Origin of the sequence: Pseudolactococcus plantarum (assembly GCF_002441715.1) — a bacterium.
In the GTDB taxonomy this organism is placed as follows: Bacteria; Bacillota; Bacilli; order Lactobacillales; family Streptococcaceae; genus Pseudolactococcus; species Pseudolactococcus plantarum.
The window spans coordinates 1-8,704 of record NZ_JXJX01000017.1 but is presented as its reverse complement, the minus strand read 5'-3'; the positions used below and the strand labels follow the sequence as shown (position 1 = coordinate 8,704).

Sequence of the window (8,704 nt, the reverse complement as noted above, 5' to 3'; positions counted from 1 at the left end):
GATTTTTTGGAAAACTTTGCAACAGAACCGTCCAAACAATAACCATTGCTATACAACGAGCTAAGCCAATCATGATGAGCCCTACCATATAATTTGGATAACCTTGCAAAAATACGACTGCAAGGATAAACATGAGTATGGGACCAATAATCCAATTTTGAGTTAATGAAAGTAGAAGTACCTTCCAATCTTTAAAAACTTTTCCAATTTCATTATATTTTACTTTTGCTAATGGGGGATACATCATGAGGATAAGCCCAATAGCAATTGGAATTGATGTTGTCCCAATAGATAATGAATTGATGCTGGTTGAAACACTAGGAACAAAGTAACCCACCGCAACACCAATACCCATTGCTGCAAATATCCAAAGTGTCAGATAACGATCTAAAAATGAAAGTTTCTTTGTTACACGATTCATAGTTTAATTTCTCCCATTATTTCTCCTTTTTGCAATTTCCTGATAATTTTTATTTCCTCCTGATAAATTATAGACTTCCCTAAATCCTTCGTTTCTCAATATATTTTGAGAAGCATTACCAGTTACACCCTTATTACAGTAAACTACTGTCAATTTATCCTTATCAAGAATAGACGATTTTTCACGAAGTTCCGCTAGAGGAATATTAATTGCATTCGGAACATGACCCTTTTCGTAACTTGATTTTACGCGTGTATCTACAATTGTTATATCTGCTCTATTTTTTTGAAGTTTCATTAATTCATGTGGTGTAATCAATGGTGAAGTAGTTAAGGCATTGGTCAGTGCCATTCCTGTATATGCGATAGGATCTTTCGTTGTTGCAAAAGGTGGAGCATAAGCTAAGTCCATATGGAATAAGTCTTCCGAAGTTACACCTAATGTTATTGCTGCAGCAAAAACATCTATTCTTTTATCAACACCTTGGGGTCCAATAATCTGAACTCCGAGTATTCGATGAGATACCTTATCTGCAATGGCTTTAATTACCATTTCTTCCCCATGCATATAATCCGGTTTATCTGGTTTAATATTGAACAATACTGCTGTTTCGTACCCTTCTTTAATTGCTTCTTTTTCAGTTAATCCCGTCTGAGCAATTGTTAAATTAAAGAAACGTAAAATACCAGTTCCCAATATTCCTTGAAAACGAAGCGGTCCACCAGTCATTGCATCTCCTGCAATTCTTCCCATCTTATTTGCAGTTGAAGCCAACGGTCGATAAATTGCTTTCCCAGTAATTAATTGGAAACTTTCTGCGACATCTCCGACAGCATAGACGCCATTAATATTAGTTTCCATAGTTGTATCCGTAGCAATTGCACCTGTTTCACCAAGTTTCACACCAATTGATTCTGCAAGTAGAGTGTTTGGTCGTACTCCGGTAGCCAAAATATACAAATCTGCACGTAAAGTATGACCTTTACTTGTAACTACACTTTCTAATGTCTGATCTCCATTTGTTTCAATGATTACTTCCTCGGATAAAAAAGAAATGTTTTGTTTTTCCAACTCATCTTCTATACGAATAGACATATCCCAGTCCAAGTGTCCCATTGGATGCTTACTGCGTTGAATTATAGTCACATCAATTCCTAGATTTTTGAGTTGCTCGGAAACTTCAAGTCCTATAAAACCTGCACCTACAACAATTGCCGATTTAGGTTTTTTATTATCTACAAAAGATTTAATATCTTTACCGCTTATAATATTTCTCACTTGAAACACATTATCGAATGACTTTCCTTGAAAAATCTCTGGTTTGTAGTAACTTGCTCCAGTAGCAAAAACAAGCATATCATAAGAATCATTAATTATAGTACCCGTCAAAAGATTTTTAACTTTGAGTGTTTTTTTTGAATGATCTATACTTAAAACTTCATGTGAAGTATGTATATCAACATTGTAACGTTTTTTAAACCATCGAGCATCACGTGGTGTTAACTCATCAAAACTGCTAATTTCCCCACCAATTGCATAAGGAATACCACATACTGCATATGAAACATCTGTATCCTTATCATAAAGAGTGATCTCAGCACTCTCTGTGTTCCTACGTGCTTTGGCAGCCACACTTGTTCCTGATGCAACAGAACCAATAATTATAATTTTCATAATTCAGTTATTTCCCGTTATTTTTCAAAGTCAGCTTGCCATTTAGCTACTGCATAATGATTATTTGATAGTTCGGCAACTTTATCAATCCATTCTACTTCATTTGATGAACGTGCTTTTAAAACTTCATTTGAAGTACGAGTCGCACTCATGCTTTGATTAACTAGCCACCATGTATGAGCAATATTTGCCCTATCTAGGTCATCTGCTAATCTCATTGATTCATAAACCGGAGTAGTTTCAGGTAAAGTAACCATTAAAACTTCTGTTTCATTGGGGTTTTGCAATCTTGGCAAAAGCTTTTGAATGGATTTCGGAACTTCGCCACTAGTCCGCTCTACTTCTTTTGCATAGCTTTGTGTAGATTCAAGCAATAAGAGTGTATGACCAGTTGGAGCAGTATCGATTACCACAATCTCATCATCTGCTTTTTCAACAATTTCAGAAAAAGCACGAAAAACTGCAATTTCCTGAGTACATGGAGATTCTAAGTCTTCCTTAACGTAATCCAAATCATCACCTGACATGGTTTCTCTTGCTTTGTTTAAAACTTCTTCTTTATACTCTCGAAGTTCTTTTTCTTCATCAATATGACTTAAAGAAAGGCCGGGCATATCCCCTAAATATAAATTGAGATGATTAGCAGGGTCTGTAGTAGCAAGGTGCACTTTTTTTCCTTGTTCTTGCAAAGCTTTAGCTACTTTAATCGCTATAGTCGTTTTTCCTACTCCGCCTTTACCCATGGTAAAAATGATTTTTTTACCACTTTTAATAAAGTCATTAATCACTGTTGAAAGTTCCGGATATTCTTTTATCTCTGAATCAATCTCAGTAATTTGGGGTTGAACCGTATTCAAGAGGATACGGAGTTTATCTAGACCAGTTACATTATAGGGTCTGAGAGGAACAAATAATTGTTCAATTTGACTTAAAGCTTTAGGTAATTGTTTTAAATCATCTTCTTGCTGTTTAAAAATTACTTTTGATAATTCATCGTCAGATTGAGTCAAAATGCCATTAATAATTAGTTTTTGATTATTAATTCCAAGCTCTGATAATTCTTTAGAAGCACGTTCAGTCTCTGTTATCGCAGCTTGTTGGGGACGTGTGACTAACATAAGGGTTGTTAATTTGCTATCTGATAATGTGTTGACAGCTTTTTCATAACTTTCTTTTTTATCACCCAATCCTGATAGTTGTCCCAAACAAGATGCTCCTGTTTGATTTTCATCTAAGTAATTAGTCCATGCAGAAGGAAGAGCAAGCATTCTAAGTGTATGACCAGTTGGAGCAGTATCGAAAATAACATAGTCAAATTCGTTTTCAATTTCTTTATTAGTTAGAAAGCCTGCAAATTCATTAAAAGATGCAATCTCGACTGTACATGAACCTGAAAGTTGTTCCTCCATATTTTTCAAAGCTGAATCAGGGAGCACACCTCTATATGGTCCGATTATACTTTCTTTGTAATCATTAGAAGCAGAAACAGGGTCGAAGTTTGCAACTTTCAAGTTAGGGATTTCAGAAATCACTTTAGGGACATTTGTTAATTTTGTTAGAAATACATCTTGTAAATTGGAAGCAGGGTCGGTACTAATAAGAATCACTTTATTTCCAGATTCTGCTAAATTAACTGCAGTAGCACATGCCGAAGTTGTTTTACCAACTCCTCCTTTCCCAGTAAAGAAAAGGTACTTTGTCAACGCTATTTTTTGAGGATCATATAATTCCATTAATACCCCCCCTTAACAGCAATGAGTACTGTTTGTTAATTTACGTTCACCATTAACATTAGAACAACAAGCAGATTTTTCTTTTATTTTAACGTCCACTCCGAGTTCCTCAGAGCTTGGGTAGCTTCCGGTTTTAATAACTTCACCGTTAAGCAATGTAATCGGTAAGATATCATTTCCTTCATTTTTTACTAGTTCTAAAATCTTTTCATTAGTAATAAAAGCTTGTGGATTGCTTGTTAAATTATAACGGTAAGAATTTACTTCACCATTATTTTTTAATGAATCAAATAAACTACTAATACGAAGTAACTCTGAATCAACTCCGGGGCCACATACTCCTGTAGAACAACACATTGCTGGTTCATAAATTTCAATTTTTTTCATATCTTCTCCTTCTTATTTAGAACAATTACAATTTTTATTATTATTACATTCACATGTTTCTTCACTCTTTGAGAATAAAGACAAACACATTTCTTGAAAATTATTTGAAAAACTCTTACGCAACGTATAGTAGTTCCAAGTTCCTTTTTTTTCAACCGTGACAACTTCTGCTTTTTCCAAAACTTTCATATGGTGTGATAGTGCGGGCTGAGTAAAATCAAAATGCTCCAACAAATCACAAGCACACTTCGGTCCGTATGAAAGCATGTCAACAATTTTCAGACGGTTCGGTTCGGCTAAAGCCTTTAGGCTGATAGCTATTTTTTCATAATTCATTCCTGCCTCCTATAATATAAATAAACGTTTATATACATAATATAAACGTTTATTTATATTATGTCAAATATTATTGATTTAAAACTTTGCAACAGAACCGTTTCTTCTACATAATGGACTTTATTTTTCTTACCGATGATTTTACGCATGTTTTGTTGTCTCCTTTTAGACTTAGTTAATTTCATTGGAAAATAAACACGAGAAAGCNCCAATGAAATTAACTAGCAATTCGGGTATTAAAAAAGGATAAACCATTATAAAAAAAGAAAATAAAGTCCTAATAAAAATTGTGCTATAATAGAAAAATGACAAGATACAAAGCCACAATAGCCTATGATGGCACAGATTTTGCAGGTTTTCAAAGCCAAACAAATCAAAGAACAGTTCAAAAAGAAATTGAAAAAATACTGATGAAGTTAAATTCTTTTGAGCCAGTTATTTTACAAGGCTCAGGCCGAACAGATTCTGGAGTTCATGCTTTTGGTCAAGTCATTCATTTTGATTTAAAGGGTAAAGTTCGTGATTTGGAACGTCTGCGATTTGGTTTAGACACTCAAACCCCAGCAGATATTGCAGTAAAAAAAGTGGAACTTGTCCCAGATGATTGGCATGCAAGATATCAAAAGCATGAAAAAACCTATGAGTATTATCTAGAAAATTCAATTACACGAAGTCCATTTCAAAGACATTCTAAAGCCTATTTTCGCTATCCACTTAATTTTGAGCGGATGCAAGAAGCAATGTCAAAGTTGGTTGGAGAACATGATTTTACAGGTTTTACAGCATCGGGTTCATCAGTTGATGACAAAGTAAGAACGATTTATCAGGCAGAAATTATCCATCTTGACGAAGAAAATTTCAAATTTATTTTTCGTGGCAATGGCTTTTTGTATAAACAAGTGCGAAACATGGTTGGAACAGTCATTAAAATTGGTAATGACCGAATGCCTGTCAGCCAAATAGATAAAATATTGACCTCTAAAAATAGAGATTTTGCAGGACCAACAGCGGCACCTGAAGGTTTATATTTGAAAGAAGTCAAATATGCGGAAAATACTGACATCTAAAAGCTACTGTCAGTAAAATTAATGGAGAGAAGATGCCAAAGAATTTAAATGAAAGCAAAAAAATTCTAACAATTGCAGGTTCAGATATCCTATCCGGAGGCGGGATGCAAGCTGATTTAGCGACTTTTGCAGCCAATGGACTTTATGGCTTTTGCGCCTTAACAAGCATTGTAACTGTCAAAGAAGATAAATTTTTTGTTCATCCAGTAGAAAAAGAACTCTTTCAAGAAGAGTTGGAAAGTTTAAGCGATGTGGACTTTTCAGCCATAAAAATAGGACTATTACCCAATAAAGAAATACTTGAACTGACCAAAAACTGGCTGACAGCTCTGTCAGTGAAATCTGATACTCCAATTATATTAGACCCAGTCATTGTTTTTAAAGAAAATGCTGACTATTCGGTCAATGAAATGCGTGACCTTTTCATCAGCAAACTCTTTCCTTTGGCGACTGTAATTACCCCGAATCTCAAAGAATCAGAAATACTGACAGGGCTGTCAGTAAAAAATAAATCAGAGATGAAAGAAGCAGCCAAACTTTTGCATGATTTTGGAGCAAAAAATGTCGTCATCAAAGGAGGAAATCGCTTTGACCAAAAACAAGCCGTTGACCTTGCTTATGATGGAAAAGCTTTTTATGAATTATCAAGCCCGATTATAGAAAATAATAACAACGGAGCAGGTTGTACCTTTGCTTCATCAATTGCGGCTAATATGGCTTATAATCACCCCTTTAAAGATTCAGTCAAGAATGCAAAAGACTTCGTTTATCAAGCCATTCAAAATGCAAATGAATATGGTGTTTTTCAAAATAAAAAATAAATTTCCAAAAGTAAACCAAACTTCTAGGAAAAGTAGGAGATGAAACTCATGGACAACAGAAATATCAAAAAATTAACTTTACTTGCGATTTGGACAGCAGTCACTTTTGTTCTAGGTCGCCTATTTACCTTCCCTATTCCAGGTTCAGCCGGTAATATATTAACTCTTTTGGATGTCGGAATTTATACAGCAGTCTTTCTGTTTGGTAAACGAGAGGCGGCAATAATTGGGGGATTTGCAGCCTTTCTACTTGATTTGACTGCAGGCTACAGTAACTACATGTTTTTCAGCTTAATTATTCATGGCGGGCAAGGCTATCTCGCAGGATTGACAAGATACAAATGGCTTAACTTTTTGCTCAGTCTTGTCTTTATGGTTGGAGGATATTTTATTGTTGGTGGATTAATGTATGGCTGGGGTTCAGCCATTGCGGGACTTTGGGTAAATATTATTCAAGTTGTGGTTGGCTTTGCTTTAGCAAAAGTCTTAAGCCCGCTCATTGAAAGGACAGGTATTTTAAATGGATTTAGAAAAGCTTAAAAAAGACACACAAGTCATTATCGATGATGTCATAAAACAAACAGAAATTAAAGCTGGTCAAGTCTTTGTTCTTGGTTTATCTTCATCAGAAGTAAATGGTGGTTTAATTGGCCATGCCAGTTCTAGTGAAATCGGTCAGGTCATTGTTTCTGTCATACACAAGACCTTGTCAGACAAAGGAATTTATCTGGCGGTCCAAGCATGTGAACATCTTAATCGTGCCTTACTCATTGAAGAGGAATTAGCCGAAAAAAAAGACTGGGAAATCGTTTCTGTGATTCCGCAACTCCACGCTGGTGGAAGTGGTCAAGTTGCCGCCTACCAACTCTTTAAATCTCCAGTTGAGGTAGAACATATTGTTGCCAACGCCGGTTTAGATATTGGTGATACTAGTATTGGAATGCACGTAAAACACGTCCAAATTCCCGTTCGCCCAATTTTAAGAGAACTTGGTGGCGCTCATGTAACAGCTCTTAAATCACGTCCTAAACTCATTGGTGGAGAACGTGCGAGGTACAAATAAATGAAAGAGATGTTAATCATGACCCCAGGTCCAACTGAGGTGGCTGAAAATGTACGATTAGCAAGAGCAAAGGCAACAACGAATCCGGATATTGATTTAGCCTTTTATGACTTTTACAAAAAAACTTGTAGTAAACTTGCTCAATTTTTAAAAACCAAAAACGATGTCAGAGTTTTAGCTGGTGAAGGAATTTTAGGATTGGAAGCAGCTTGTGCTTCGTTAACCGAAAAAGGTGACCGCGTACTTGTGCTTGATAATGGTATTTTTGGTCATGGCTTTAGTGATTTCATTGAGCTTTACGGAGGTGAAGCAATTCTACTGGAGAGTTCAGGAAAAGGAGCATTTTCCTTAGAAATTCTAGAAAAATTTTTAGAAAAAGACCATGACTTTAAATATGCAACAGTCGTTCATTGTGATACACCCTCAGGCGTCTTAAATGACCTCTCAAGCATTTGTCCTCTCTTAAAAAAATATGGAATTCTAACCGTTGTTGATTCGGTTGCGGCGATGGGTGGTGAAGATTTACAAGTTGATAAGTGGCAAATTGACATCGCTCTTGGTGGCTCTCAAAAAGTGATTTCAGCTCCACCAGGCTTAACAATTGCATCTATTTCAACAGAGGCTTATCAAGCGATGACAGAGAGAAAAAGCCCCATCGCAAGTTTTTATTGTAATCTCCTTACTTTTAAAGATTATTATGAAAAAAAATGGTTTCCATATACCATGCCAATTTCAGATATCTATGGATTAGACCAAGCGATAGATAATCTTCTTGCCGACCAAGAAATTTTGAAACGTCATGCGATGATTGGTCATGCGACAAGACAAGCAATTGAAAATTCTCCTTTGGAACTTTATTTGCAGAATGGCTATTCAAACACCGTTTCTGTTATTAAAGTGCCAGAAGGTCTGAATGATCAAGAAATCTTAAGGAAAATGCGTGAGAACTATCGAGTGATGATCACAGGATCATTTGATTATTTGGCAGGTAAAGTTTTAAGAATTGGGCACATGGGAGAGAATGCGAGACCAGATAAAGTGGCTTACAGTCTATATGCGCTTCAAAAAGTATTAGAAGATTTTGGTATTGCATTTAAAAATAATTTACAAGAAGATTTTTTAGAAGCTCTGAATTGAAAAAGAAGTGAAGCTTATAGCTTCTAATACAAATAAAAACCCGAATTGCTAGTTGATTATTTAGC

9 protein-coding genes and 1 pseudogene are annotated in these 8,704 nt (G+C 35.5%); 5 read left to right on the top strand and 5 right to left on the bottom strand.

What is annotated here, in order from left to right:
• The 5 genes and pseudogenes from RU87_RS09160 to RU87_RS09140 all read right to left on the bottom strand — a co-directional run.
• Positions 1-421 (bottom strand): annotated as a pseudogene (locus RU87_RS09160) (arsenic resistance protein); the annotation flags it as partial.
• Positions 422-424: 3 nt separating this feature from the next.
• The gene (locus tag RU87_RS09155; RefSeq protein ID WP_068164847.1) at positions 425-2,095 is read right to left on the bottom strand and encodes an FAD-dependent oxidoreductase; all 1,671 of its coding nucleotides are present in this window, start codon (positions 2,093-2,095) and stop codon (positions 425-427) included.
• Between the two features lie 17 nt (positions 2,096-2,112).
• Complete coding sequence (gene arsA / locus RU87_RS09150; RefSeq protein WP_068164843.1) at positions 2,113-3,828, bottom strand: arsenical pump-driving ATPase; 1,716 nt, start codon at positions 3,826-3,828, stop codon at positions 2,113-2,115.
• A gap of 12 nt (positions 3,829-3,840) precedes the next feature.
• Positions 3,841-4,215: an arsenite efflux transporter metallochaperone ArsD gene (gene arsD, locus RU87_RS09145; RefSeq protein WP_068164840.1), complete on the bottom strand. Its 375-nt coding sequence runs from the start codon at positions 4,213-4,215 to the stop codon at positions 3,841-3,843.
• Between the two features lie 12 nt (positions 4,216-4,227).
• Positions 4,228-4,551, bottom strand: coding sequence for an ArsR/SmtB family transcription factor (locus RU87_RS09140; protein WP_058224613.1), 324 nt, complete (start codon positions 4,549-4,551; stop codon positions 4,228-4,230).
• Positions 4,552-4,856: 305 nt separating this feature from the next.
• Between RU87_RS09140 and truA the strand changes: the two genes are divergently transcribed.
• Genes truA through RU87_RS09115 form a run of 5 tightly spaced genes read left to right on the top strand, consistent with a single transcriptional unit; the run spans position 4,857 to position 8,639 of the window.
• Entirely contained in the window at positions 4,857-5,618 is a 762-nt protein-coding gene (gene truA, locus RU87_RS09135; RefSeq protein WP_068164838.1) for a tRNA pseudouridine(38-40) synthase TruA, read from the top strand.
• 32 nt (positions 5,619-5,650) lie between these two features.
• Positions 5,651-6,439: a bifunctional hydroxymethylpyrimidine kinase/phosphomethylpyrimidine kinase gene (locus RU87_RS09130; RefSeq protein WP_068164836.1), complete on the top strand. Its 789-nt coding sequence runs from the start codon at positions 5,651-5,653 to the stop codon at positions 6,437-6,439.
• Positions 6,440-6,478: 39 nt separating this feature from the next.
• Entirely contained in the window at positions 6,479-6,979 is a 501-nt protein-coding gene (locus tag RU87_RS09125) for an ECF transporter S component (protein WP_003131521.1), read from the top strand.
• Positions 6,960-7,502, top strand: coding sequence for a TIGR01440 family protein (locus RU87_RS09120; RefSeq protein ID WP_010905395.1), 543 nt, complete (start codon positions 6,960-6,962; stop codon positions 7,500-7,502). The genes RU87_RS09125 and RU87_RS09120 overlap by 20 nt, the downstream gene beginning before the upstream one ends.
• Positions 7,503-8,639, top strand: a complete 1,137-nt coding sequence (locus RU87_RS09115) for a pyridoxal-phosphate-dependent aminotransferase family protein (RefSeq protein WP_068164832.1) — start codon at positions 7,503-7,505, stop codon at positions 8,637-8,639.
• The last annotated feature ends 65 nt before the right edge of the window (positions 8,640-8,704 follow it).